Source organism: Amycolatopsis sp. NBC_01307, assembly GCF_035975215.1.
GTDB lineage: Bacteria > Actinomycetota > Actinomycetes > Mycobacteriales > Pseudonocardiaceae > Amycolatopsis.
On the sequence record NZ_CP108403.1, the window covers coordinates 8,764,530 to 8,789,197 of the forward strand.

Here is a 24,668-nt window from a genome sequence, read left to right on the forward strand (position 1 = left end):
AACACTCTAAGCGACTCCCCGACGGGTGATTTGGTGATCCCGTCAACTGAGCACACGTGGAGTTCACGGCTCCCGATCGGCATCGGTTCAACGCTGTCATCGCCGGGTCTCCGCCCCGGGCCGGGGGCTCCGCCACCCGAAACCCTGAAAAATCGGCTTTTTGTTGCCGATCACGTCCGGATACGGAACGGTGTCGGAATCAATGAGGCCTGGAACGGGGGTTTGGCTTCGGCGCACGGTGGGTACTGAGCCGTCGGTCAGGAGCTAGCCCGTTCGGGTGAAGCCTCACGGACGCGGGCGGGAGTGCGGACACGGATGAATCTCTTCGAGTACATCTCGGACCGGGCGAGCAAGTTGTGGTTGGAGGCCTACCTGCACACCAGCCTGGTGGTGCAGTGCACGATCCTCGCGGCGGTGCTCGGCGTGCTGATCGGGGTGGCGGTCTACCGCAGCCCGATCGGTTCGGCGCTCGCCACCGCACTGGCCAGCACGATCCTGACGGTGCCGTCCTTCGCCCTCTTGGGGCTGCTGATCCCGATCTCCGGGCTCGGTCCGACGACCGCTGTCATCGCGCTGGTGCTCTACGGCCTCCTGCCGATCGTCCGTAACACCATCGTGGGACTCGACGGCGTCGACCCCGCGATCACCGACGCCGCGCGCGGCATCGGGATGAGCCGGTTCGGCGTGCTGACCCGGGTCGAGCTGCGGCTGGCCTGGCCGGCGATCCTCACCGGGATGCGGGTCTCCACGCAGATGCTGATGGGCATCGCGGTGATCTCGGCCTACGCGAAGGGCCCCGGCCTCGGCGCCGAGGTCTTCTCCGGGCTCACGAACGCGGGGAGCACGAACTCCCTGAACCAAGCCGTCACCGGCACGGTCGGGGTCGTCATCCTCGCCCTGATCCTCGACGGCGTCTACGTCCTGATCAAGCGCTTCACCATCTCGAGGGGTGTCCGTGGCTGAGAACGCTGTGACCGAAGAAAACGGCGTCTCCGGCGTCGAGATCGAACTGGAGCACGTCACCAAGAAGTACGCCGGGACCCGCGAAGCCGCCGTCGACGACTTCTCCATGGTCGTGCCCGCCGGCAAGATCGTCGTCTTCGTCGGCCCGTCCGGCTGCGGCAAGACCACCACGATGCGGATGATCAACCGGCTGATCGAGCCGACGTCCGGCCGGATCACCATCGGCGGCGACGACGCGCTCAAGCTGGACGTCGACACCCTGCGCCGCCGGATCGGCTACGCAATCCAGCAGGCCGGGCTCTTCCCGCACTTCACCGTCGCGCAGAACATCGGGGTCGTGCCGGGCCTGCTCGGCTGGGACAAGCAGAAGGTCAACGACCGGGTCGAGGAGATGATGGACCTGGTCGGCCTCGACGCGTCCGACTTCCGCGACCGCTTCCCGCGGCAGCTCTCCGGCGGTCAGCAGCAGCGTGTCGGCGTCGCCCGCGCGCTGGCGGCGGACCCGCCGGTGCTGCTGATGGACGAGCCGTTCGGCGCGGTCGACCCGATCACCCGCGGCAACCTGCAGGACGAGCTCCTGCGGCTGCAGACGGAGCTGAAGAAGACCATCGTCTTCGTCACGCACGACTTCGACGAGGCCGTGAAGCTCGGCGACAAGATCGCGGTGCTGGGCAACCAGTCGTCGATCCTGCAGTACGACACGCCCGAGGCGATCCTGGCGAACCCGGCCAACGACACGGTCGCCGGCTTCGTCGGCGCGGGCGCGTCGCTGAAGCAGCTGACGCTGCTGCGGGTCCGCGATGTCGAGCTCCAGCAGGACGCGCTGACCGCGACGGTCGACGACGACCCGGCCGAGGTCCGCAAGAAGCTCGAAGACCAGCGCAAGCACTTCGCACTGGTCCTCGACCAGCGCAAGCGGCCGATCCGCTGGGCGCACGTGCGCGAGCTGACGTCGGCGTCGTCACTGGCGACCGCCGGACGGCCGCTGCGCGACATCGTCAGCCTGCAGTCGACGCTGCAGGACGCGCTCGAGGCGATGCTCGCCGAGGGCGGTTCGGTGCCGGTGACCGGTGCGCGCGGGGAGTACGCGGGCACCATCCAGCTGGACACCGTGATCGCGACCATCCAGCACCTGCGTGAAGAGCACACGAACGGCGAGGAGGTGTCCGCATGACCGCTGCCGTCGATACCGGTTTTTCCACCGAGTCCGGCTCCAAGCGCGCGGAACGCGTCCGGCTGTTCGCGCAGCCCGCCGTGGTGCTGGTGATCGTCGCCGTGACCCTGATCTGGGTGTTCTCGAGCGGCCTGACCGCGACCGAGAAGGAGACGCTCAACGCCTCTTCGTTGTTCACGGCGCTGGGTGACCACGTCCTGATGACGCTGGTGGTGACCGCGATCGTCGTACTGGTCGCGGTGCCGCTCGGGGTGATCGTGACGCGGCCGTGGGCGCGGTTCCTCGCGCCGATCTTCCTGGCGATCGCGAACATCGGCCAGGCCGCGCCCGCGCTCGGCGTGCTGGTGCTGTGGTTCATCGTCACCGGCGCGACCGGCGGGCTGTGGGTGGCGGCGCTGCCGCTGGCCTTCTACTCGCTGCTGCCGGTGCTGCGGAACACGATGGTCGGCATCCAGCAGGTCGACGAGTCGCTGATCGACGCGGGCCGCGGCATCGGGATGTCGGCGACCGCGGTGCTGTTCCGCGTCGAGATGCCGCTGGCCGTCCCGCTGATCCTGGCCGGCCTGCGCACCTCGCTGGTGCTGGCGGTCGGCACCGCGACGTTCGGCATGTTCGTCAACGCCGGCGGGTTCGGGCTGCTCATCGACACCGGGTACAAGCTGAACCTGACCTCGGTGCTGGTCACCGGTTCGGTGCTGGCCGTGGCGCTCGCGCTGCTGGTCGACTGGCTCGGCGCGGTCGCCGAACAGTTCTTCGGACCGAAGGGGCTGCGATGAAATTCCGGCGCATAACGGCAGTCTTCGGCGCGGCGGTGCTGGGCGCGACGCTCTCGGCGTGCGGGCTGACGGTCAACCAGGCCGTGCCCTACGACATCCAGCCGGGCACGATCCAGCCGATCCCGTCGCTGCAGGGCCTGAAGGTGACGGTGGGGTCGAAGGACTTCACCGAGAACATCATCCTGGCGTACATGGCCGAGATGGCGCTGACCGCGTCGGGCGCGGACGTCGTAGACCTGTCGGACATCAAGGGGTCCAACTCGTCGCGGCAGGCGCTGCTCTCCGGGCAGACCGACGTCACCTGGGAGTACACCGGCACGGGCTGGATCAACTACCAGGGCAACGAGCTCCCGGTGCCCGGCGGCGAGAAGGCCCAGTACGAGGCGACGGCCAAGGCCGACGAAGAGAAGTTCGGCGTCACCTGGCTGAACTACTCGCCGCTCAACGACCAGTACGCCTTCGCCGTCACCGAGGCGTACGGCGCGCAGAACAACCTGAAGACGACGTCGGACCTCGCGGCGTTCATCAAGCAGAAGCCGGACCAGGCGGTGTTCTGCCTGGAGACGGAGTTCACCAGCCGCCAGGACGGGTTCCCGGCCGCGGTCAAGGCCTACGGCTTCCAGAACCCGAAGATCGAGAACTTCGGCATCGGCACGATCTACTCGGCGGTCGCGGGCGGCACGTGCCCGGTCGGCGAGGTGTTCACCACCGACGGCCGGATCTCCGGGCTCAACCTGCGGGTGCTCGAGGACGACAAGAAGGCGTTCCCGCAGTACAACGCGGTCGCGACGCTGCGCACGGACTTCGTCAAGGCGCACCCGGACATCCGCGGCCCGCTGGAGAAGATCAGCGCGGCGATCGACAACGAGCAGATGGTCCAGCTCTGCAAGCAGGTCGACGTCGACGGCCAGGACGCGGGCAAGGTGGCCCACGACTGGATGGTCAAGAAGGGCTTCGTGAAGTAGCCCGCCACGACGGGGAACGGCCGGGCAGCACACGCTGCCCGGCCGTTTCGCTGTCTCAGGCGGCCGCACCGGGACCGGGCAGCGGGTCGACGTCGCGGGCGTGCATCGGCTCGCCGCAGCAGGTGCACCGCACGCCGGCCGCGCTGATCTCACCGCACCCGCGGTGGCGGTAGAGGACCGGCGGCCCGGCCGCGCCGGCGAGCCACTTGTCACCCCAGCCGGCCATCACCATGAGCAGGTCGACGAGGTCGGTGCCCTTCTCCGTCAGGACGTACTCGTAGCGCGGCCGCTGGTCGTAGGGCCGCCGGTCGAGCACGCCGTGCTCGACGAGGTGGTTCAGCCGCTCGGTCAGGACCTTGCGCGAGATGCCGAGGTCCGCCTGGAGCTGCTCGAACCGGGTGAAGCCGACCCAGACGTCCCGCAGGATCAGCGGTGACCACGGCTCGCCGATGACGTCGAGCGTGCGCGCGATCGAGCACGCCATTTCGCCGAAGTTCGTCCGCTGCATGCACCCAGTCTACGCCTCGGGGTTCCCTCAGGGAACTCTGGCTGCTACGGTTCTGGAGTCTCTTGAAGGAACTCTGGGAGGATGACGAGATGGGCAAGGTCTTCGGCGCACACGCGGTGTCGGTCGACGGGTACATCACCGGCGCCGGACCCGGCCCTGGTCACGGGCTCGGCGACGGCGGTTCGCTCTTCGACTGGTACTTCGCCGGCGACACGCCCAGCGCGGTGTTCGACGGCTTCAAGCTGAGCGAGCCGAGCGCGCGGGTCTTCGACGACGTCGCCGGCCGCGTCGGCGCGGTCGTCGTCGGCCGCAACACCTACGAGGACTCCGACCGCTTCGGCGGCGGCAGCCCGCACCCGACGGCGCCGCTCGTCCTGCTCAGTCACCACCCGGCGCCCGGGATCACCGACTGGCAGACGCTCGTCACCACCGGGATCGAGGACGCAATCGCGGCGGCACGCGGGATCGCCGGCGACAAGGACGTCACCCTGATGGGTGGCGGTGCGCTGACCGAGGGGCTGAAGGCGGGGCTCGTCGAAGAAGTCGTCCTGCACCAGGTGCCGGTCCTGCTCGGCGGCGGGCGTCCGTTCTTCCAGGCGCTGCCCGCGCACGTGCGCCTCCGCCTTCTCGAAGTTGTCCCGGCGCCCGGTGTCACCCATCTTCGATACGCAGTCGAAAACTGAAGGAGCAGCTCACCATGATCAACGACGACCTGCGCGAGATCCTCGCCGGCACCCCGATCGCCCACATCGCCACCGTGCTGCCCGACGGCGGCCCGCACGCCGTCCCGGTCTGGATCGGCACCCACGGCGACCACATCGCCGTCTTCACCGGCCCGGGCTCGCGCAAGGCCCGCAACTGGGAACGCGACCCCCGCGTCGCGATCTCCCTGACGCCGGCCGACAACCCGTACCAGCCGGTGATCATCCGCGGCACGGTCGTCGAACGGGTCGACGGCGACGCCGGCTGGGACATCGTCGACACCATCGCGAAGAAGTACACCGGCGGCCCGTACCCGCGTGAGCAGGAGCGTTTCGCCGTGCTCATCGAGCCCACCAGCCAGCAGGTGGGGATGCGCTGAGGCTAGATGCCCAGGCGGTGCAGCAGCTGACCCTCCAACCGCTCCAGCTCGCCGGCGACCGCGCGGTGCGCCGACTTCCGGCGCGCCGCCGGCATCCGCTCGGCGGCGCGGACCGTCGCCGACAGCTGCTCCAGCGTCCCGAGCGAGTCCTTCACGAACTCGACGTCGGCGGGCGTCGCCTTCTCGGACTTCTGCAGGTCCCGGCAGCCTTCGGCGATGCCCGCGATCCGGGCGTGCAGCGCCGCGCCGCGGCCGGTGTAGCTGCCGAGCTGGTCGACCTCGACCCCGAGCTTCCGCGCCTGGTAGCGGTCGTACACCTCCCGGGCGGCGCCCGCCGCGCGCACCGCGTACGGCGCGACCACGGGAATCACGACGGGCCCGAGCACCTTGGCCACCGCGATCGCGTTCTTCGTCTTCTTGGGGGTGAATCGGCCTTCACCCTCGACCTTGGCCTTGCGCGCCATGGCACCTCCTGCGACGTGTCGAAGTCCGAACTTACTGGTCTTGCCCGTGGCGGGCATGGCGGCTCGGCGGTGGCCTCTAGAGTGATCTCCATGAAGGGCGAGGTGGTACTCGACGCGGGAGCGGTCAGCCGCTGCCGCCGCCGGGTGCACCTCGAGCACGATCCGCTCATGCGCGGGGTCCCGCTGTCACCGCCGGATCCGACGGCGCAGCAGCGGATCGCCGACGCCGCAGCGCATCGGGACGACATCGTCGCCCGGCTGATGGCCGCGTCCGGCGGGCCGGAGCAGTGGGTGAAGATCGACCGCGACCTCCCGGCGGGCGAGCGCGTCGAACGCACCGAGCAGGCCTTGGCCGCCGAAGCGCGCTACATCTGGGGCGCGTTGCTGCCGGTCGACCCGGCCGGGCACCGGCGCGGCGGCATCGACCTGCTCGTCCGCACCGGCCGCGGGTACGTGCCGGTGCTCGTGGTGCGCCACCGCATCACCGACCGCGGCGCCGGCGCGATCGTCACCGAGATGACCGACCTCGACCCGGCCAACCGCGGCTCCGACAGCGGCCGCAAGGTCCGTTCGCAGCCGCGTGACCAGCTCCGGCTGGTGCACATCCGCCGGATGTTGCAGACGCTCGGGCAGGCCGACGAAGGCCTCGTCCTCGGCGGCGTGATCGGCCTCGACGCCGACGTCGTCGTCTGGCACGACCTCACCGCGGGCACCTGGCCGAACGGGCGCAGCGCGATCACCGAGTACCAGGCCCGGTTCGCCGACCGGCTCGCCATCGCCAACGCCGCCGCGAACGGCGAGGAGCCGCTGGCCGAGCCGTCGCGGGTGCTGGAGTGCCGCGGGTGTCCATGGTGGCCGACGTGCGAAGCGCTGCTCACCGAGACCCGGGACGTCAGCCTCGTGGTGCGTGGCGAAGACGCGATGGAGCTGCGCCGCGCCGGCGTGTCCACTGTGGACAACCTGGCCGCGCTCGACCCGGCGGGCGAGGCGCCGGTGATCAACTGGACCGGCGTGACGTTCCCGGACGCCGTCGTGCTCGCCCGCGCCTGGCTGGCCGGCCTCACGCTCGTCCGCCGCGTCGACCGGGTCGACGTGCCGCGCGGCGACGTCGAGGTCGACGTCGACATGGAGAGCTTCGGCGACGCCGGCGCGTACCTCTGGGGCTGCCTGCTCAGCGGCGCCGACATCGGCCTCGAGCCGGGCTACCGCGCGTTCGCGACGTGGGACCCGCTGCCGACCGGCGACGAAGCCCGCTCGTTCGCCGAGTTCTGGGCCTGGCTGACCGACGTCCGCGAGCGCACCGAAGCGGCGGGGCTGACCTTCCGCGCCTACTGCTACAACGCGCTCGCCGAGAACCGCTGGCTCTTCGGCTCGGTCGAGCGCTTCGGCGACCACCCGGGCATCCCCACGAAGAAGGAAGTCCAGTCCTTTGTGGACTCCGAGGAGTGGGTCGACCTCTTCCGCAGCGTCACCGACCAGTTCCTCTGCTCCCAGGGCAAGGGCCTGAAGGTGATCGCCCCGGCCGCCGGCTTCTCCTGGCGCGACCCGGAGGCGGGTGGCGAGGCGTCGATGCGCTGGTACCGCGACGCCGTCGGGATGGACGGCGAGACGCCGGACGACACCCAGCGCGAGCGGCTGCTGCGCTACAACGAGGACGACGTCCTCGCGACGCACGCCCTGCGTGGCTGGATCAGCGAACGGGCCCAGGTCGAGGTCCCGTACATGTTCGACCTCTGATTGTTTCACCGGCTAAGACACTTGCCTGCTGACGCGTCTTGCGTATACTCGTCCACGAGTATTCGGCTACGAGGAGTGCGGGATGAAGCGGCGGAAGGTCGGCAACCTGCTCGGGCTGGCCGTGCTGTCCGTCGTGCTGGAACGCCCGATGCACCCCTACGAGATGGCGGCCGTGCTCAAGTACCGCGGCAAGGAAGCCGACCTGCCGATCAAGTGGGGCTCGCTCTACACGGTCGTTGCGAATCTCCAGAAGCACGGCTTCCTCGAAGCCGTCGGCAGCGTCAAGGACGGCGGCCGGCCCGAGCGGACCGTCTACCGGATCACGAAGGCCGGGCACGAGGAGTTCGAGGACTGGGTCCGCGAGCTCGTCGGCACGGTCGAACGGGAGCCGCCGCGGTTCCAGTCCGGGCTGTCGATGATGGGCGTTCTCGGCCCGGACCAGACGATCAGCCTGCTGCGGCAGCGCATCGAGCAGCTCGAAGACCACGTCGAGGCGCAACGGACGTCGCTCGAGCAGCTGCGTCCGATGATGCCGCGGCTGTTCCTGGTGGAGGTCGAGTACGACCTGGCGATGACGCTCGCCGAAGTGGAGTGGACCCGGGCCTTCCTGGGCGAGCTGACCAGTGGCGCCGTGCCCGGCATCGAGGCCTGGCGGCGTTACTACGAGACCGGCGAACTCCCTGCTGACCTGGGGGAGCTCGTGGAAAAAGAGAAGTAGCACGGACCCCGGGCAGTGCTGGCACACCGCCCGGGGTCCTCGACCCCGAACCGAGCACGCCCGGTCACGAGGTGGCACCGGTAAGGATAACCGGGCGGCTCTTCGGTTCGGCTCACCCGAAGAGGAGAGATCCATGGAAACGACCCGCAAGCACAAAGTGCCCGAGATGGAGGGCCGCCAGACTCGCTGGTACGCCAAGAACCGGGGGACCGAGGCGCAGCTGAAGCAGTACCGGCGGCAGGCGGCGGAAGTCGTGGCCGGGCTGGCGGCCGGCGCCGAGATCCTGGAGGTGGCGCCCGGTCCCGGGTTCTTCGCCATCGAACTGGCGAAGCTCGGCTTCCGCGTCACCGGTCTCGACATCAGTCACACGATGGTCGAGATCGCGCTCGAAGAGGCCGCACGCGCCGGGATGGCCGTCGACTTCCGGCAGGGCGACGTCACGACGGCGCCGTTCGCCGACGAGTCGTTCGACCTGCTGGTCTGCCAGGCCGCGTTCAAGAACTTCCGGCAGCCGGTGACGGCGTTGAACGAGATGTACCGGGTGCTGCGGCCGGGCGGGTTCGCGGTGATCCACGACCTGAACCACCAGGCCACCGGCGCGGACATCCAGCGTGAGGTCGACTCGATGGACGTCGGCGTGCTCAGCGGCTTCACCGTGCGGCAGACGCTCGGCTGGCTGCGGCGCCGCGCGTTCACCCCGGCGCAGTTCGAGGAACTGGCCACCGAAAGCGAGTTCGGCGGCTGCTCGGTCACCCAGGCCGGCATCGGCCTGGAGGTCCGTCTCACCCGCTGACCAAAGCGGCACTTTCACGTGAAAGTGACCACCTGGGGGCGGCACTTTCACGTGAAAGTGCCGCCCTTGGGGTCAGCGCGGGGCCATGCGCAGCGAGCCGTCCATGCGGACGACTTCGCCGTTGAGGTAGTCGTGGTCGATCAGCGAGAGCGCGAGCTGCGCGTACTCGTCCGGGCGCGCGAGGCGCTTCGGGAACGGGACGCCGGCGGCGAGCGACGCGCGGAAGTCGTCGCTGACGGTGGCGAGCATCGGGGTGTCGACGATGCCGGGCGCGATGGTCAGCACGCGGATGCCCTGCGAGGCCAGGTCGCGGGCCGCGGGCAGGGTCATGCCGACGATGCCGCCCTTGGACGACGCGTAGGCGACCTGCCCGATCTGGCCGTCGAAGGCGGCGATGGACGCGGTGTTGATGATGACGCCGCGGGCGTCGTCTTCGAGGGGCTCGGTCTTCGCGATCGCCTCGGCCGCGATCGTGAGCACGTTGAAGCTGCCGATCAGGTTGATCTGGACGACCTTCGCGTAGAGCGCGAGGTCGTGGCGGCCCTTCTTGGACAGGATCCGCGCGGACGGCCCGATGCCGGCGCAGTTCACCACGGTCCGCAGCGGCACCCCCGAGCCGGACGCGGTCGCGACGGCGGCCTCGACCTGGTCGACGTCGGTGACGTCGGCCTCGACGTAGGTGATGCCGTCGACCTGCTCGGCCTTCTCGATCGAGGACGCGAGGTCGAGCGCGAACACCCGCGCGCCCTTGGCCGCGAGGGCCTTCGCCGTCGCCCCGCCGAGGCCGGACGCACCCCCGGTGACGAGCGCCGCGGTGTCGGTGATCTGCATCTGTGCCGTTCCCTTCGGACTGCTGCGTTGGATCCGGCCCTAGGTTAACGCTCGTTCGCATGGGCGCGATTCGTGTCTTCGCTCACCGCTCCCGGAGGCGACCGGTTCCGTTAGCGCGGTGGTCACGTCCGGCTGTCACCTTCAGCACCATGACGCCTGCTCGGATCGTGGTGGTGGGAACGGGTTACGTCGGACTGACCACGGGCGCTTGCCTGGCCAGCCTGGGGCATTACGTCACGTGCGTGGACGTCGACCGCGCGAAGGTGTCGAGACTGCGCGCGGGGCGCGTGGACATCCTCGAACCGGGCCTGGCCGAGCTGGTCGGCCGCGGCGTCGCGGCCGGGCGCCTCCAGTTCGTCGTCGGCGCGCGGGACGCCGTCCGCGACGCCGAAGCCGTGTTCCTCTGCGTCCCGACGCCGATGGGTGCCGGCGGCTCCGCGGACCTGCGCGCGGTGGAGGCGGTGGTCGCCGAGATCGGCGACGTCCTGCCCGACGGGTGCGCGCTGGTCACCAAGTCGACCGTGCCGGTCGGCACGGCGCAGCGGATCGAGGCGATGTTGGGCCGCACCGACGTCCCGGTGGTGTCGAACCCCGAGTTCCTGCGCGAGGGCACCGCCGTCGCGGACTTCCTGGGCCCGGACCGGATCGTCGTGGGCTCGGACGACCTCGCCGCCGCGCGCTGGGTCGGCGAGCTGTACGCCGACCTCGCGGCGCCGGTCGTCGTTTCCGACGCGGCGAGCGCGGAGCTCGTGAAGTACGCCGCGAACTGCTACCTCGCGCTCAAGCTGTCCTACGTGAACTCGATCGCCGAGCTGTGCGAGCGCATCGGCGCGGACATCGACCTCGTCACCGAGGGCATGGGCCACGACCGGCGGATCGGGCGGACGTTCCTCAAGCCCGGCCCGGGCTGGGGCGGCTCGTGCCTGCCGAAGGACACCAGCGCGCTGGTCAAGGTGGCCGAGTCGGTGAACTACGACTTCAAGATGCTGACGTCGGCCATCGACGAGAACATCGCCCAGCGCGACCGGATCGTCGCGAAAATCGCCGGCGCGGTCGGCGGCACCCTCGCCGGCGCCCGGATCGGCGTGCTGGGCCTGGCCTTCAAGGCGGGCACGAACGATCTGCGCGACTCGCCCGCGCTCGCCGTGTGCTCGGTGCTGGGCGCGCTCGGCGCCGAGCTGATCGCCTACGACCCGGCCGTCGACAGCGAGCTGCCCGGGATGACCGTCGTCGACGACGCCTACCAGGTCGCGAAGGACGCGGACGTCGTCGTCGTGCTGACCGAGTGGGCCGAGTTCAAGCGCCTCGACTGGGCCGCGATGGCCGAGCTGATGGACGGCGTCGACGTCGTCGACACGCGCAACCTGCTGGACCCGCGGGTGATCGTCGACGCGGGGCTGTCCTGGCAGGGGGTCGGCCGGCCGCGGGCGGCGGCGCGAATCAAGGTTTCCTGAGTGCCTTCGGCTGGCTAAGATCGTCGGCACGGCATCGCGTGTCGGTCACCGGCTGGGTGAGGCATGGAGGTGGCGGGAGTGCCCCGGAGGCATTTCACCCGTGTCAGCATCAGTTTCCGTTGAATTGAACCACTTGATCGTCCCGTCCCGGAACAACCGGGAATCCGCCGAATTCCTGGCGCACCTGCTCGGCCTCGAGGTCGGGGAGGAATGGGGCCCGTTCATCCCGGTCGAGGTCCGCAACGGCGTCCGCCTGGACTTCGCGACCGTCCCCGAGCAGGACCTCCGCCTGCAGCACTACTGTTTCCTGATCCCGGAGGACGACTTCGACGCCGTCTTCGCGCGGCTCGTCGAAACCGGCGTGACCTACCACGCCGATCCGATGGGCAAGCAGGTCGGCGAAATCAACCACAACCACGGCGGCCGTGGCGTTTATTTCCTCGATCCCGGCGGGAACGGGATGGAAATCATCACGCAGCCGTACGAGCCGGAGCGGCAACGCCCGGCTTCCTGGTAGCTGATCGGACCCCGTGCGTCCCAAGGGGCGCGCGGGGTCCTTAGCAATGCGTACTATCGGGGCATGTTCACGACGAGGCCCGAGCTGGCCGGCACCTTCGGGATGGTCGCGTCGACGCACTGGCTGGCTTCGGCCACCGGGATGGCGGTGCTGGAGGGCGGCGGCAACGCGTTCGACGCGGCGGTCGCCGCCGGGTTCGTCCTGCAGGTCGCCGAGCCGCACCTGTGCGGGCCGGCGGGCCAGGTGCCCGGCATCTTCGTGACGGCGGGCGATCCGACACCCCGCGCGCTCGCGAGCCAGGGCCCGTCGCCCGCGGCCGCGACGCCCGAGCACTTCGCCTCGCTCGGGTTGGACCTGATCCCGGGCAGCGGCCTGCTCCCGGCGACCGTCCCGGGTGCCTGGGACGGCTGGCTCCTCCTGCTTCGCGACTACGGCACGAAGTCCCTTCGCGAGGTGCTGCGCTACGCGATCGGCTACGCGCGCAACGGCACGCCGCTGGTCTCGCGGGTCGGCGACACGATCCGCGCCGTCGAAGGGCTGTTCGTCGAGCACTGGCCGACGTCGGCGGCGCTCTGGCTACCGGACGGCAAGCCCGCGGCCGGGCTGCACAAGAACCCCGCGCTGGCGGACACGTGGGAGCGTCTCCTGCGCGAGGCCGAAGCCGTCTCCGGCCGCGAAGCGCAAATCGACGCCGGCCGTCGTGCCTGGTCACAGGGTTTTGTCGCCGAAGCGATCGACGCGTTCAGCCGCACGGCGTTCCGCGACGACTCGGGCCGCGACCACGCGGGCCTGCTCACCGGCGAAGACCTCGCGTCGTGGTCGGCGGGCTACGAAGACCCGGTCTCGGTGGACGTCGACGACTGGCGCCTGGTGAAGCTGGGCGGCTGGACGCAGGGGCCGACGCTGTTGCAGCAGGCGTTGCTGATGCACGGTTTCCGTGACGAATTGTCCTTTGTGGACGGATTGGCGTCGGAGCGCACGGTGCACCTGTCGGTCGAAGCGGCGAAGCTCGCCTTCGCGGACCGCGAGGCCTGGTACGGCGACACCGACGTCCCGCTGGACGTGCTGCTCTCGGCGTCGTACACCGACGCCCGGCGCGCGTTGATCACCGACACGGCGTCCGCGGACCTGCGGCCCGGCGACGCCCGCGGGCCCGCCCGGCTCCCGGCGATCCTGGACTCGCTGCAGGGCGTGCGCGCGGAAGGCGGCGCGACGGGCGAGCCGACCGTCGGCCCCCAGGGCCAGACCCGCGGCGACACGGTCCACCTCGACGTCGTCGACGCGGCGGGCAACCTGGTGTCGCTGACGCCGTCCGGCGGCTGGCTGCAGTCCAGCCCGACGATCCCCGAGCTGGGCTTCTGCCTCGACTCGCGCGGCCAGATGTTCTGGCTGGAGCAGGGCCTGCCGAACTCTCTCGCCCCGGGCAAGCGCCCGCGCATCACGCTGTCGCCGTCGCTGGCGCTGCGCGGCGGCGTCCCGACGCTGGCGTTCGGCACCCCGGGTGGTGACCAGCAGGACCAGTGGCAGCTGTGCTTCTGGCTCGCCCACGTCTACGGCGGCCTGAACCTCCAGGAGGCGATCGACGCGCCCGCCTGGCACACGACGGCGTTCCCCAGCTCGTTCTACCCGCGCTCGTGGAACCCGCGCGAGCTGGTGGTCGAGTCGCGCCTGGGCGCGGCCACCCTGGCCGGCCTGCGAAACCGCGGCCACGAGCTGATCGACGCCGGCGACTGGGCGCTGGGCCGCCTCGCGGCGGTCTCCCGCTCCGAAGGCGTGCTCCGCGCGGGGGCCAACGCCCGCGGCATGCAGGGGTACGCGGCGGGCCGGTAGCGCCGATCGAAGAAATCCGGGATTCACCCGTCGGAAAACCTCGCCCCCGAGCGACGATGAGGGTGTGACGGAACCTCGGGTGCAACCGGACCCGGCCTTCGCGCTGCTCGGGCTCTACGAGACCGCGCTGCCGGAGGTCTACGGGTACCTGCTGTCCCGGTGCGGTGACCGGACGCTCGCCGAGGAGCTCACTTCCGAGACCTTCCTCGGGGCGGTCGCCGCCTGTCGCAAGGAGTACGCACCTCCAGTGAGCACCGGGTGGCTGATCGGCGTCGCCCGGCACAAGCTCGCCGACCACTGGCGGCGCAAAGAACGTGAGGAACGCGGACTGCGCCTGGTTCACGACAGTGAGCCGGACGTCGAGGATCCCTGGGACGAGCAGCTCGACGCCCTGCGCGCGAGACAGGTGCTCGCATCCCTCGGGCCGCACCACCAAGCGGCGCTGACCCTGCGCTACGTCGACGGCCTCGGCGTCCCCGAAGTCGCCGGCCACCTGGGCCGCAGCGTGCACGCCACCGAGGCGCTGCTCGTGCGGGCCCGCGCCGCGTTCCGGCGTTCCTACGAGAAGGGGGGTCGCGATGCCTGAGCCGTTCGACGCGCTCCGCCGGCCCTCCGACCGGGTCGGCCCCGACCCGGACTTCGCCGCCGAACTGCGCGACAACCTGCGTCGCGTGATCTTGAACGGAGCCGACATGACCACCACGGAAGCCCCTGCCACCACCGCCGAGCTGCGGTCGCTGACGCCCTACCTCGCCGTGTCCGACGCCCGCGCGGCGCTCGACTTCTACGTCGACGTCTTCGGCGCGACCCGGCGCGGCGAGCCGATCCTGATGGACGACGGCCGCGTCGGGCACGCCGAGCTGGCCATCGGCGACGCCGTGCTGATGCTCGCCGAGGAGTACCCGGAGATCGGGCACGTCGCCGCCGAGGGTGGCGCGTCGGTGCGGGTCGAGGTGCCGGACCCGGACGTCAGCGTCACCCGCGCCCTCGAACTCGGCGCGACGCTGATCCGCGCGGTGAGCGACTCGCCCTACGGCCGCGGCGGCTCGTTCCGCGACCCGTTCGGCCAGCGCTGGCTGGTCTCCCAGGCCGCCCCCCAGAGCACGCCGAAACCGGAGCCGCAGCCCAAGCCGGGCGAGTCGATGTACTTCACGTTCCAGGTCCCGGACGCCGAGCCGGCGAAGACGTTCTACGGCGCGGTGCTCGGCTGGCAGTTCGCGCCCGGCTCGGTCGAAGGCGCCTGGAACATCGAGGGCCACGGCCGCCCGGGCGGCCTATGGGGCGGGCCCGGCCGCCAGGTCGGCTGGAAGCTGATGTTCGCGGTGGAAAACCTGGAAGCCGCGCTCACCCGGGTGCGTGACCAGGGCGGCCAGGCGGGCGAGGTCGAGAACCACCCGTACGGCTTCACGGCGGACTGCACCGACAACCAGGGCATCGAGTTCTGGCTCTGGGAGCAGCCGGGCAGCTGATCACGTCCGCGGGTCCGGCAGCCGCCTCGCGGTGATCGCGACGACCACCGCCAGCACCGCGATCAAGCCGATGACCAGCGCGAACGCGTCCCGGACGCCCAGCACGCCCGGCGCCGACAGGGCCGCGTACAGGCTCCCGAGCGTCGCGATGCCGAGCGCCAGCGACGTCTGCTGGGTCGTCGTCATGACGCCCGAGCCGACGCCGGCCAGGTCCGTCGGGACGTGGGACAGCACGATCCGGAACAACGTCGTCATCGCGAGCGCGTTGCCCACGCCGATCGCCACCATCGACGGCGCCAGGTCGAGGATCGTCAGGTCCGGCCACTGCGCCAGCGACGTGCAGAGCAGCGCCACCATGCCCACCGCGTTGATCGCGCCGCCGACCGCGACCACCTTCTGGCCGTACCGCGTCACCAGGCGGCTGCTCAGCATCGACACCGTGAAGTACGCGACGGCCATCGGCGTCAGCGCCGCGCCCGCGCCCAGCGGCCCGAAGTGCAGGCCCTCCTGCAGCGTCATCGCGTAGACGAACATGAAGGAGCCGAACGCGCAGAAGAACGGGACCCCCACCAGCAGCCCGCGGCGCACGCTCGGCAGCCGCATCACCGACGGCGGCAGCAACGGCGTCCCGCCGAGCCGCTCGAGACGTCGCTCGACGTGCACGAACGCGGCCGCGGCGAACGGGGACAGGGCCAGCAGCACGATCGTCCACACCGGCCAGCCCAGCGCGCGGCCTTCCATCAGCGGGACCAGGAACGACAGGAGCGTCACGGCCAGCAACGTCGTCCCGAGCCGGTCGACGCCCAGCGGGTTGTGCGCGCGGCTTTCCGGCAGGCGGCGCGCCAGCAGCAGCACGACCAGCCCGATCGGGACGTTCACCAGGAAGATCGGGCGCCAGCCGGTGCCGAACAGGTTCGCCGCCACCAGGGCGCCGCCGGCGAGCTGGCCGACGACCGTCGAGAGGCCGCCCGTCGCCCCGAACAACCCGAGGGCGCGGGACCGCTCTTCGCCGGACGTCGTCGCCTGGATGATCGAGAGCACCTGCGGCAGCAGCAACGCCGACGCCGCCCCCTGCGCGGCGCGGGCGATCACCAGCGTGGTCGCCGTCGGAGCGATTCCGCAGGCCAGGGACGTCAGCGTGAACAGCCAGAGGCCGGCGAAGAACAGCCGACGGCGGCCGAACGAGTCGCCGAGGCGGCCGCCGACCACCAGCAGCACCGCGTACGCGATGCCGTAGGCGGCGACGACCAGCTCCAGCGTGGCCGTGGACGCGTGGAGGTCGGCGTCGATGGTCGGCAGAGCGACATTGACGATGAAGAAGTCGATGATCGGGAGTGCCGCCCCCAGCAGCACGGTGACCAGGCCGGCGGGGGTCAGTCCCGGCCGGGCCGGGGCGCCGGGGGTACTCGGCGCGAGTTCAGTCGTGGTCATGGGTACTACGATCGACCTCTAGCTAACCTGGTACCAGTTGCTGTTCATCCGGGTACCGCCACTACCTGGTACCAGTTTCGGTGGCATGCGATCCTGGCACCATGACCACCGCCGTCGAATCCGAACTCCGCCGCCAGGAGCTGGCGCGGTTCCTGCGCAGCCGGCGGGAGCGGATCACGCCCGAGCAGGTCGGCCTGCCGCTGATGGGCCGCCGCCGGACGCCGGGGCTGCGCCGCGAAGAGGTCGCGCAGCTCGCCGGCGTCGGGGTCACCTGGTACACGTGGCTCGAACAGGGCCGCGACATCAACGCGTCCGAGCAGGTTCTGCTGGCGATCGCGCGCACGCTGCGCCTCGACCCGCACGAGCACACGCACCTGTTCCGGCTGGCCGGCGCGCCCGAGCCGGAGAGCGGAAAGGACTGCCAGGTCCTCTCGCCGCAGCTGGAAATGATGCTGAAGAAGCTCGAGCCGTACCCGGTCGCGGTGCGCAACGCCCGTTGCGACCTGCTGGGCTACAACCGCGGTTACAGCTGGCTGATGGGTGACGTCGACGCCATCCCCTTCGAGGATCGCAACACCCTCGTCCAGTGCCTGCTCAACCCGCAGTGGCGCGAGCGGATGCTGGACTGGGACACGAACATCCCGCGCGTCATCGCCTCGTTCCGCGCGGCGATGGCCGAGCACGTCGCCGAGCCGGCGTGGAAGCAGCTGGTCAAGCGGCTGAAGGCCGAGTCGCCGCTGTTCGCCGAGCTCTGGCCGCACCACGACGTCAACTCCGAGCCGATCCGCACCAAGCGCTACCTGCACCCGGACGTCGGCCTGCTGTGCTTCAACTTCACCTACCTCTACTTCGGCCGCCGCTCGGAGATCACCGTGTCGACCTACACCCCGGCCGACGCGGAGACGGCGGCGAAGCTGCCGCTCATGGCCGGCTGACTACGGCACCCGACGTACGCGGAGAGTCGCTTCAGGACGGACGCGGCCGCCGTCGCCGACCGGTAGCTTTCGCGGTATGAGACGGCCGCCGCAGTCGAGCCTGTCCCCGTGGGTGGGGCGGGTGGTGCGCACGGTCGTCGTCACGGTCTTCGTGCTCGGCGCGACCAGTGGCGCGTCGCGCTGGCAGCCCGGTTCGCCGCCGATGACGCCGGTCGCCGGCGCCTGGCTCGTCGCCACCACGCTGACGCTGCTGCTCGTCCACCGCTTCCCGCTGACGCTCTTCCTGATCACGACGGCGTCCGCGTTCGGCTACTACGCCTCGGGCTTTCCCGGCGGGCCGGTCATCGTCGTGCCGACCATCGCGTTGTTCGTGCTCACCCGGCAGCGCGGCCCGCTCGTCGCCGGGATCGCCGGCGCCGGCGCGCTGGCCGTGCTCTACCTGGGCCACATCGTCACGTCGGGGTCGTTCGTGCTGGCCGTCGGCGCCGGGTTCCTGGTCGTCTGGCTGGTCGCCGTGATCGGGATCGGCACCGCCGTCCGGTACCAGTTCGCCGCCGTGGCGGCCCGGCGCGAGCAGGCCGACGAGCACCGGCACCGGCTCGCCGAGCAGGAGCGGCTGCGGATCGCGCGCGAGGTGCACGACGTCGTCGCGCACAGCCTCGCCATGATCAACGTCCAGGCCGGCGTCGCCGCGCACGTCGCCGACCGGCGGCCCGAGCAGGCGAAGGAGGCGCTGCTCAACATCAAGGAGGCCAGCGCGTCCGCCCTCAAGGACCTGCGCGCCACCCTCGCCGTCCTGCGGTCGGGGGAGGACAAGGCGCCCGCGCCGAGCCTCGCCCAGGCCGCCGAGCTGCTGGCCCACGCGCGCGACGCCGGGCTCACGGTCGACGTCCACGGCGAGGCCGGCGAGCTCCCGGCGCCGGTCGACGCGGCCGGGTACCGGATCCTGCAGGAGTCGCTGACCAACGTCGTCCGGCACGCCGACCAGGCACGCCACGTCGACGTCCGGTTCGGCCGGCCGGCGGGCGCCTTCACGCTCCGGGTGCGCGACGACGGCCGCGGCACCACCCAGCCGTCCCCGGGCCACGGCCTGCGGGGCATGGCCGAACGCGCCGCGGCGCTCGGCGGGCGCTTCACGGCCCAGCCGCTCGGCGACGGCTTCGAAGTGTTCGTCGAGCTACCGATCGAGGGAGACGCATGATCCGCGTCCTGCTGGCCGATGACCAGGTGCTGGTCCGCGCCGGGTTCCGGGTGCTGCTGGAGACCGAGGACGGTTTCGACGTCTGCGGCGAGGCGGGTGACGGCGAACAGGCCGTCGCGCTCGCCATCGAGCACAAGCCGGACATCGTCGTGATGGACATCCGGATGCCGGGCGTCGACGGCCTCGAAGCCACCCACCGGATCTCCGCGAACCCCGAGCTCGCCGGGACGAAGGTGCTGGTCCTGACCACCTTCGACATCGACGAGTACGTCTACGAGGCGTTGCGCGCCGGCGCCGGCGGGTTCCTGCTGAAGGACACCGAGCCGGTCGAGCTGCTGCGCGCGCTGCGCGTCGTCACGAGCGGGGAGGCGCTGCTGGCACCGACCGTCACGCGCCGGCTGATCCAGGAGTTCGTCGGCCGCCCGGAGAACCGGCGGATCGACACCAGCGCCGTCCGGGAGATCACCGACCGCGAACGCGAGGTCCTCGGCCTGGTCGCGGGCGGCATGTCGAACGACGAGATCGCCGCCCACCTGGTGATCTCGACGGCCACCGCGCGCACCCACGTCAGCCGCATCATGACGAAGATCGGTGCTCGCGACCGCGCCCAGCTCGTGGTGCTCGCCTACGAGTCCGGCCTGGTCACTCCGCGTCGGCCGTGACGCCGGAGCGGCGCAGCGCGACGAAGACGTTCAGCACGAAGACGACGAGCACGAGGCCGGCGGAGAGCCAGAACCCGAGCCGCAGGTCGACGGCGGCGGTGGCTTCGTCGTCGAGGTTGGCCTGGCTCGTCGACAGCGTCGAGACGGTGGCCGCGATCGTCCGGGTGTAGTCGGTGAGGTTCCGCAGCGCGAACACCTCGGTCACCACGAGCAGCGCGGCGGCCGTGCCGGCGACGACGACCGCCGTCAGCGCGCGGACCTTCGGCGTCCGCGGCAACGCCGTCGCGAGGCCGAGGACCAGCAGCACCGCGACGACGATCGCCAGCACCTGGACCAGGCCCGGCATGTCGAACTTGTCCGCCACGGCCGTCTGCTGCGCCGGGGTCAGGCCGAGGCCGTCGATCCCGGTGAACTTCTGCTGGCCGGAGGCCAGATCGGCGCCGGAGTAGGTCACCGCGGCCCGGGTGCCGTCCGGCGCGTCGCAGGACGCGGCCAGGCACGGCAGGAACAGGAAGAGCAGCAAAGCGAGCAGGAAGCCGGCGGGGGTGATCCGGCGCGTCACGAGCTTGGGCACGCCGACGACCCAACCACAGCTCAGCCGCGCTTGACCCGCCGGACCAGGCGAACCGCCCGCACCAGGAACACGACGGCGAGGACGGCGACCAGGCAGATCCAGATCACGGCGCCTCCTCTCCCGGACGATGCTCTGTTCAGAGGGCGTCCGGGAGGGGGAGGGGGTTCATCGACACGGCCTAAGTCACACCTTCGGGCTAAGCGCTACCGGAGCAAGTCACGCTCGCGGTCTTCGCGCCCAGGCGGCCCCTGACGGCACGGGCGGCCCGCCCGAGTACAACCCCGGTACGAGGGCGACCCGCCCGCACCGCCAGGAACCACCTGGATCACGAAGCCCATCGAGCAGACTTACTCCGGCAGCGCTAAGCCGTGCTCAGTTGTTCGTGCGCTCCGTTGGCGGCGCCTTCTGGACCTGGGCGGTCAGCAGCGTCTTGAACGAGGCGAGCGTCGCGTCCTTGGACGGGCCGAACGAGTCCACGATGACGACGCGGTTGTAGAGGACGTAGACCGCGCGGTAGACCTGCTGGCTGCTGTCCGCCGCCGAGAACACCTGGACCCCGTGCAGGGACAGGTTGCGGTTGGCGGTCAGGCCGCCCTCCTGCTCGGCGTTCGCGTACTCCGCCGCCACCGCGGACGCGGCCTGCGCGTTCGGCAGCTCGAGCGCGAACAGGCCGAGCGTGACGTCGCCGTCCTTGGTCGTCTTGAGCAGGCCGTCGGTCATGCCGCCGGACTTGAGCTTCTCGATGACCGTGGTCGGCAGGTACTTGGCCGACTGCAGCTTGTCCAGGTCGAACTCGCCACCACCGGCGCGGGTCGTGCCGGCCGGGGTGACCAGCGCGGCGGAATTGTCGCTCGGCTCGGGCTTGGCCGCGGGCGGCTCCGGCAGCGGCTTCACCGTCGGGGCCGGCGGCGGCTGCTGGGTGGTGCTCTGCTGGGCGACCGGCGGGGTGGTGCCGTTGTCCTTGATGAACAGCGCCCAGACGCCGTAGCCGAGACCGGCCACGACCAGGACGGCGATCACGGCGAAGGCGATCTTCTTGCCCTTGCCGGACGACGGCTGCGTCTGGAAGCTCTCCGGGCCCTGGCTGATCCAGTCCGCGTTGCCCGACTGGGACATCGGCGGGAAGTCCGAGCCGCCCCACGGCGGGCTGACGTCCTGCTGCTGCGCGCCCCACGGGTTCTGCTGGCTCTGCTGCGGCGGGCGCTGGAAGCCACCGGCCGGGGACTGCTGGCCGTACTGCTGCTGGGGGAAACCACCGGCCGGGGACTGCTGGCTGTACTGCGGCTGCTGTTGCTGCTGCCACTGCGGGACGACCTGGGTCCGCTCGCCGCCCCCGGCGTCGGTGGCGGAGACGACCTGCGTCGCCTCGGCCGCGTCGGCCTGCTGCTGCGGCGCGGGCGGGCTCACCGGTGCGATGATCTGGGTCTCGGAGGCGCTGTCGCCCATCGGCTGCTGCGCGGGCTGAGCGGGGGCGGCCTGGCTGTCGCCGGTCGTGACGGCCATGGACAGCACCCGGTCACGCCGCGTCCGGTATTCGTCGGCCGTCAGGTTTCCCGCCGCCAGCTCCTCGTCAAGCCTGCGCAGCTCTTCCTGCCAGGTCACCCCGGTACCCCCTTCGGGTAGATCGCCTGCGAAATCGTGCGAGTGTATGGGTGCAGCCGCGTGACCGCACGGAGTCATTGTGCACGGGTGTGCTCACCTGTTCGTCGCCCACCACCCCGTCGTTACCTTCGGGTGGCGCATCCCGCTTCCCAGGTCACCTGGGGTGTTGCGCGAGCACGGCGGCGAGCTGGTCGATGGTCTGGTTCCGCAGCAGTGGGGACGATCCGCCGATCACGCTCCGTTCGACCAGTTCGAACGTGATCACGTCCCGGTCGGCGAACAACCCGGTGAGTTCCTGCGCGTTGCTCTGCGCCGTCGTCTCGGCGTGCACGATGGTGACGTCCTGGCAGGTCGCGGCCAGGAACGGGCTCGCGAACTGGGTGAACGAGTCGGCCACGACGGCGGTGTTCTGCCCGATCGAACCGGCCGGTTTCGCGCCGTCGGGCTGGGTCAGGTGCAGCGGCGTCTTGAAGTCGCTGGCGATGTAGCGGGTGCGGTCGGCGCCACCGTCGGTCGAGAGGCTGTAGGTCGTCAGCTTCCGCTGTTCGTCGCGGCCGAGCACCCGGGCCAGGTCCGCCGGCCACGGCCGGGTGCCGTTCGGCGCCGCCTGCCAGCGGACCGTGCTGCCCGGCTGGATGGACTGCCCCAGCGCGTACGTCATGACCAAGCCGCCGTCGAACGACCAGTGCGTGTCGTTGGGGTCGTACAGCGAGTGGCCGGTGCGCTTCTCGGCGTCGGCGAGGGCGGGCCGCAGGTCGATCGCGCCCGTCTCGCGGGGCACGCGGTTCCAGAACTCGGCGGTGCGGGCCTGGGCGCACGGCTTGCCGACGTAGTTGTCCGGCAGGTGCGACGGCTCTTCGCTGTACTTGTCGGGCGCGATGACCAGCTCGAACTTCCGCCCGGAGTTCTCGACGGCGGCGCGCAGCTTCCGCAGCGCCGCGACGACGTGGTCGGTGTCCATCACCGGCCGGCAGCGGGCGTTGACGTCCTCGCCGAGGTACATCCAGCCGTCCTTGCCCGGGAGCACGGTCGGGTAGACGTAACCCGGGACGTCGCCGGTGCTGGGCTGGCCCTGGTCGACGCCGACGGTGCCGCCCTCGTGGCTGGTGCCCTGGCCGGACCCGGGCGGGTCGCCGAAGACGCCGGTGCTGATGCCGTCGGCGGCCTGGACGCCGGCCTGGCGCAGCGGCAGGTGGTCGGTGGCCCAGCCGGCCATGCCGGTGAAGAAGCCCCAGCCGTCGCCCAGGCTCGGGAAGTCCCGCAGCGGCCGGTTCTCGAAGGCGGTGGGGTGCACGCCGACCGCGGAGAGCAGCAGCGGCGTCACGAAGAAGAAGGCCGCGCAGGCGAGGGCCGTGCGCTGGCGCTTGCTGTGCCGGGGCCGGTAGAGGTTGTGCTCCTTCGGCAGCCAGGACTCCGGGGTCCTCGGCAGGCCCGGGTCGGTGGGCAACTGCGACGGAGGACGGGAGGACACGGCCGTATCCTAGCGCCGGGCCGGAGCGTGGCGGCCCCGAACAGGTGAACGCGAGGGGACGTGCGATGAACGGTGGCCGAGGGCCGGGCTACGACCAGCGGCTGGCCCGGGAACGGGACACCTTCGCCGACCAGGAGGACATCCACGGCAACCTGCCGCCGTCGGCGCACCGCTGGTCCAACAAGCACGTGCGGCCGAAGCTCGACGCGCTCGGCGTGCCGGGCATCGACGAGCTGATCGTCGGCCAGATCGCCGAACGCGCTTCGCGGCTGGACCGCGACACCGTCGTGCTGTCGCTGGGCAGCGGCAACGGCGACCAGGAGCTCGGCTGGCTGCGCGGGCTGGCCGAGGCCGGGCTGGACAACGTCCGGCTGCGGCTGCTGGAGCTGAACCCGGACATGCAGGCCCGCGCCGAGGCGGCCGCCCGCGAGCAGGGCGTGGCCGACCGCGTCGAGCTGATCACCGCGGACTTCAACACCTGGCGGGCCGACGCCGGGCACGACGTCGTCGTCGGGTTCCAGGCCCTGCACCACGTGCTCGACCTCGAACACCTCTACGCGCAGATCACGAGCAGCCTCACGCCGGACGGCGTCCTGGTCGTGCACGACATGATCGGCCGCAACGGGCACCGCCGGTGGCCGGAGGCCCTGGAGGTCGTCGACCGGATCTGGGCGACGCTGCCGCCGGAGCTGCGCCGCAACGCGCTGACCGGGCAGGTCGACGAGCAGTTCGTCGACATCGACTGCGCGGCCGACGGCTTCGAGGGCATCCGCGCCCAGGACGTCCTGCCGGTGCTGCTCGACCACCTGCACCCGAGCCTGTTCCTGCCCTACGGCAACGTGATCGACCCGTTCGTCGACCGGATCTACGGCCACAACGTCGACCTGGACAACCCGGTCCACGTCGAGCTGCTCGACCAGGTCGGCGTGCTCGACGACGCCCTGCTCGACCTCGGGGTCGTCACCGGCACGCGGCTGACCGCGCTGTTCCACCCGACGCCGCAGCCGCTGCGCGTGCACGGCACCCGGACGCCCGAACGGTCCGTTCGCGACACCCGCGTCGTCGATCCGGCGGGTCGCGCGTCGTTCCGCCCCGGCGACACCGGCGGCGAGCGGCTCGTGCGCGGCGCGGGGATCGTCACCGGCCGGATCAACGGGCTCTACCACGACGACTGGGCGGCGCCGTCGATCGAGTTCCCGCTGCTGCCGACCACCGCCGTCGGCGCCCTGGAACTGCGCACCTACCTGCCGGACGATGCCACCGAGTACGGCGGCGTCACCGTCTCCGTGGACGGCGTCCCGGTCGCGAAGGCCGACGTCGGACCGGGGCTGGTCGAGCAGGTCCTGCCGGTCCGGCTCGACGCCCACCGCCAGGTGCGGCTGTCCGTCGACGCCGACTGGTCGCTGACCGCCGGGCTCGGCGGCGACCGGCGGACGCTCTCCTACATCCTCGTCGGGCTGTCGCTGCTCGAACGGATCGAAAACTGAGGTCCGGCCCGGCGGTGCTGGTCGG

At 71.1% G+C, this 24,668-nt stretch carries 25 protein-coding genes; 18 read left to right on the forward strand and 7 right to left on the reverse strand.

The window, feature by feature from the left end:
- Window positions 1-315: 315 nt before the first annotated feature.
- Genes OG439_RS38870 through OG439_RS38885 form a run of 4 tightly spaced genes read left to right on the forward strand, consistent with a single transcriptional unit; the run spans window position 316 to window position 3,878 of the window.
- Entirely contained in the window at window positions 316-963 is a 648-nt protein-coding gene (locus tag OG439_RS38870) for an ABC transporter permease (RefSeq protein WP_247059756.1), read from the forward strand.
- Window positions 950-2,137 (forward strand): ABC transporter ATP-binding protein, encoded by a 1,188-nt coding sequence (locus OG439_RS38875; protein WP_326945502.1) that lies wholly within the window; start codon window positions 950-952, stop codon window positions 2,135-2,137. Before OG439_RS38870 ends, OG439_RS38875 begins: the two co-directional genes overlap by 14 nt.
- Window positions 2,134-2,913, forward strand: a complete 780-nt coding sequence (locus tag OG439_RS38880) for an ABC transporter permease (RefSeq protein WP_326945503.1) — start codon at window positions 2,134-2,136, stop codon at window positions 2,911-2,913. Before OG439_RS38875 ends, OG439_RS38880 begins: the two co-directional genes overlap by 4 nt.
- On the forward strand, window positions 2,910-3,878 hold the full coding sequence (locus OG439_RS38885) for a glycine betaine ABC transporter substrate-binding protein (RefSeq protein WP_326945504.1): 969 nt from the start codon (window positions 2,910-2,912) through the stop codon (window positions 3,876-3,878). Before OG439_RS38880 ends, OG439_RS38885 begins: the two co-directional genes overlap by 4 nt.
- A 55-nt stretch (window positions 3,879-3,933) precedes the next feature.
- On the opposite strand, the gene OG439_RS38890 is transcribed toward OG439_RS38885, so the two are convergent.
- Complete coding sequence (locus tag OG439_RS38890) at window positions 3,934-4,386, reverse strand: winged helix-turn-helix transcriptional regulator (RefSeq protein ID WP_326945505.1); 453 nt, start codon at window positions 4,384-4,386, stop codon at window positions 3,934-3,936.
- Window positions 4,387-4,475: 89 nt separating this feature from the next.
- Here OG439_RS38890 and OG439_RS38895 point away from each other — a divergent pair, with 89 nt between their 5' ends.
- Both OG439_RS38895 and OG439_RS38900 read left to right on the forward strand, forming a co-directional pair.
- Window positions 4,476-5,069 carry a dihydrofolate reductase family protein gene (locus tag OG439_RS38895; RefSeq protein ID WP_326951726.1) on the forward strand — a complete coding sequence of 198 codons (594 nt, stop codon included), beginning with the start codon at window positions 4,476-4,478 and terminating at the stop codon, window positions 5,067-5,069.
- Between the two features lie 14 nt (window positions 5,070-5,083).
- The gene (locus OG439_RS38900; RefSeq protein WP_326945506.1) at window positions 5,084-5,467 is read left to right on the forward strand and encodes a PPOX class F420-dependent oxidoreductase; all 384 of its coding nucleotides are present in this window, start codon (window positions 5,084-5,086) and stop codon (window positions 5,465-5,467) included.
- A 2-nt stretch (window positions 5,468-5,469) separates the two neighbouring features.
- Here OG439_RS38900 and OG439_RS38905 read toward each other — a convergent pair whose 3' ends face one another.
- Window positions 5,470-5,988, reverse strand: coding sequence for a DUF6474 family protein (locus OG439_RS38905; RefSeq protein ID WP_256475888.1), 519 nt, complete (start codon window positions 5,986-5,988; stop codon window positions 5,470-5,472).
- Window positions 5,989-6,021: 33 nt separating this feature from the next.
- On the opposite strand from OG439_RS38905, the gene OG439_RS38910 reads away from it, so the two are divergent.
- From OG439_RS38910 to OG439_RS38920, 3 genes are all read left to right on the forward strand, one after another.
- Complete coding sequence (locus tag OG439_RS38910; protein WP_326945507.1) at window positions 6,022-7,668, forward strand: TM0106 family RecB-like putative nuclease; 1,647 nt, start codon at window positions 6,022-6,024, stop codon at window positions 7,666-7,668.
- A gap of 82 nt (window positions 7,669-7,750) precedes the next feature.
- Entirely contained in the window at window positions 7,751-8,386 is a 636-nt protein-coding gene (locus OG439_RS38915; RefSeq protein WP_326945508.1) for a PadR family transcriptional regulator, read from the forward strand.
- Between the two features lie 133 nt (window positions 8,387-8,519).
- Window positions 8,520-9,179 carry a class I SAM-dependent methyltransferase gene (locus OG439_RS38920; protein WP_326945509.1) on the forward strand — a complete coding sequence of 220 codons (660 nt, stop codon included), beginning with the start codon at window positions 8,520-8,522 and terminating at the stop codon, window positions 9,177-9,179.
- A 72-nt stretch (window positions 9,180-9,251) separates the two neighbouring features.
- Here OG439_RS38920 and OG439_RS38925 read toward each other — a convergent pair whose 3' ends face one another.
- The gene (locus OG439_RS38925) at window positions 9,252-10,010 is read right to left on the reverse strand and encodes an SDR family NAD(P)-dependent oxidoreductase (protein WP_326945510.1); all 759 of its coding nucleotides are present in this window, start codon (window positions 10,008-10,010) and stop codon (window positions 9,252-9,254) included.
- Window positions 10,011-10,159: 149 nt separating this feature from the next.
- Here OG439_RS38925 and OG439_RS38930 point away from each other — a divergent pair, with 149 nt between their 5' ends.
- The 5 genes from OG439_RS38930 (at window position 10,160) to OG439_RS38950 (ending at window position 15,280) form a co-directional block, all read left to right on the forward strand.
- Window positions 10,160-11,464, forward strand: a complete 1,305-nt coding sequence (locus OG439_RS38930; protein WP_326945511.1) for a UDP-glucose dehydrogenase family protein — start codon at window positions 10,160-10,162, stop codon at window positions 11,462-11,464.
- 124 nt (window positions 11,465-11,588) lie between these two features.
- Complete coding sequence (locus tag OG439_RS38935; protein WP_326945512.1) at window positions 11,589-11,981, forward strand: VOC family protein; 393 nt, start codon at window positions 11,589-11,591, stop codon at window positions 11,979-11,981.
- Between the two features lie 63 nt (window positions 11,982-12,044).
- Entirely contained in the window at window positions 12,045-13,811 is a 1,767-nt protein-coding gene (locus tag OG439_RS38940; protein WP_326945513.1) for a gamma-glutamyltransferase family protein, read from the forward strand.
- A 64-nt stretch (window positions 13,812-13,875) separates the two neighbouring features.
- Window positions 13,876-14,397, forward strand: a complete 522-nt coding sequence (locus tag OG439_RS38945; RefSeq protein ID WP_326945514.1) for an RNA polymerase sigma factor — start codon at window positions 13,876-13,878, stop codon at window positions 14,395-14,397.
- Window positions 14,390-15,280 carry a VOC family protein gene (locus OG439_RS38950; RefSeq protein WP_326945515.1) on the forward strand — a complete coding sequence of 297 codons (891 nt, stop codon included), beginning with the start codon at window positions 14,390-14,392 and terminating at the stop codon, window positions 15,278-15,280. Before OG439_RS38945 ends, OG439_RS38950 begins: the two co-directional genes overlap by 8 nt.
- On the opposite strand, the gene OG439_RS38955 is transcribed toward OG439_RS38950, so the two are convergent.
- Complete coding sequence (locus OG439_RS38955) at window positions 15,281-16,711, reverse strand: MFS transporter (protein ID WP_326945516.1); 1,431 nt, start codon at window positions 16,709-16,711, stop codon at window positions 15,281-15,283.
- 101 nt (window positions 16,712-16,812) lie between these two features.
- On the opposite strand from OG439_RS38955, the gene OG439_RS38960 reads away from it, so the two are divergent.
- From OG439_RS38960 to OG439_RS38970, 3 genes are all read left to right on the forward strand, one after another.
- Entirely contained in the window at window positions 16,813-17,646 is an 834-nt protein-coding gene (locus OG439_RS38960) for a helix-turn-helix transcriptional regulator (protein ID WP_326945517.1), read from the forward strand.
- A 76-nt stretch (window positions 17,647-17,722) separates the two neighbouring features.
- Window positions 17,723-18,847, forward strand: a complete 1,125-nt coding sequence (locus OG439_RS38965) for a sensor histidine kinase (RefSeq protein WP_326945518.1) — start codon at window positions 17,723-17,725, stop codon at window positions 18,845-18,847.
- Window positions 18,844-19,509 carry a response regulator transcription factor gene (locus OG439_RS38970; RefSeq protein ID WP_326945519.1) on the forward strand — a complete coding sequence of 222 codons (666 nt, stop codon included), beginning with the start codon at window positions 18,844-18,846 and terminating at the stop codon, window positions 19,507-19,509. Before OG439_RS38965 ends, OG439_RS38970 begins: the two co-directional genes overlap by 4 nt.
- On the opposite strand, the gene OG439_RS38975 is transcribed toward OG439_RS38970, so the two are convergent.
- The 3 genes from OG439_RS38975 to OG439_RS38985 form a co-directional block, all read right to left on the reverse strand.
- Window positions 19,490-20,083, reverse strand: a complete 594-nt coding sequence (locus OG439_RS38975) for a hypothetical protein (RefSeq protein ID WP_326945520.1) — start codon at window positions 20,081-20,083, stop codon at window positions 19,490-19,492. The two genes, OG439_RS38970 and OG439_RS38975, sit on opposite strands and share 20 nt — an antisense overlap.
- A 372-nt stretch (window positions 20,084-20,455) precedes the next feature.
- Window positions 20,456-21,685: a DUF1707 domain-containing protein gene (locus OG439_RS38980; RefSeq protein WP_247059787.1), complete on the reverse strand. Its 1,230-nt coding sequence runs from the start codon at window positions 21,683-21,685 to the stop codon at window positions 20,456-20,458.
- A gap of 154 nt (window positions 21,686-21,839) precedes the next feature.
- Complete coding sequence (locus OG439_RS38985; protein WP_326945521.1) at window positions 21,840-23,156, reverse strand: alginate O-acetyltransferase AlgX-related protein; 1,317 nt, start codon at window positions 23,154-23,156, stop codon at window positions 21,840-21,842.
- A gap of 65 nt (window positions 23,157-23,221) precedes the next feature.
- Here OG439_RS38985 and OG439_RS38990 point away from each other — a divergent pair, with 65 nt between their 5' ends.
- Window positions 23,222-24,643: a class I SAM-dependent methyltransferase gene (locus tag OG439_RS38990; protein ID WP_326945522.1), complete on the forward strand. Its 1,422-nt coding sequence runs from the start codon at window positions 23,222-23,224 to the stop codon at window positions 24,641-24,643.
- The last annotated feature ends 25 nt before the right edge of the window (window positions 24,644-24,668 follow it).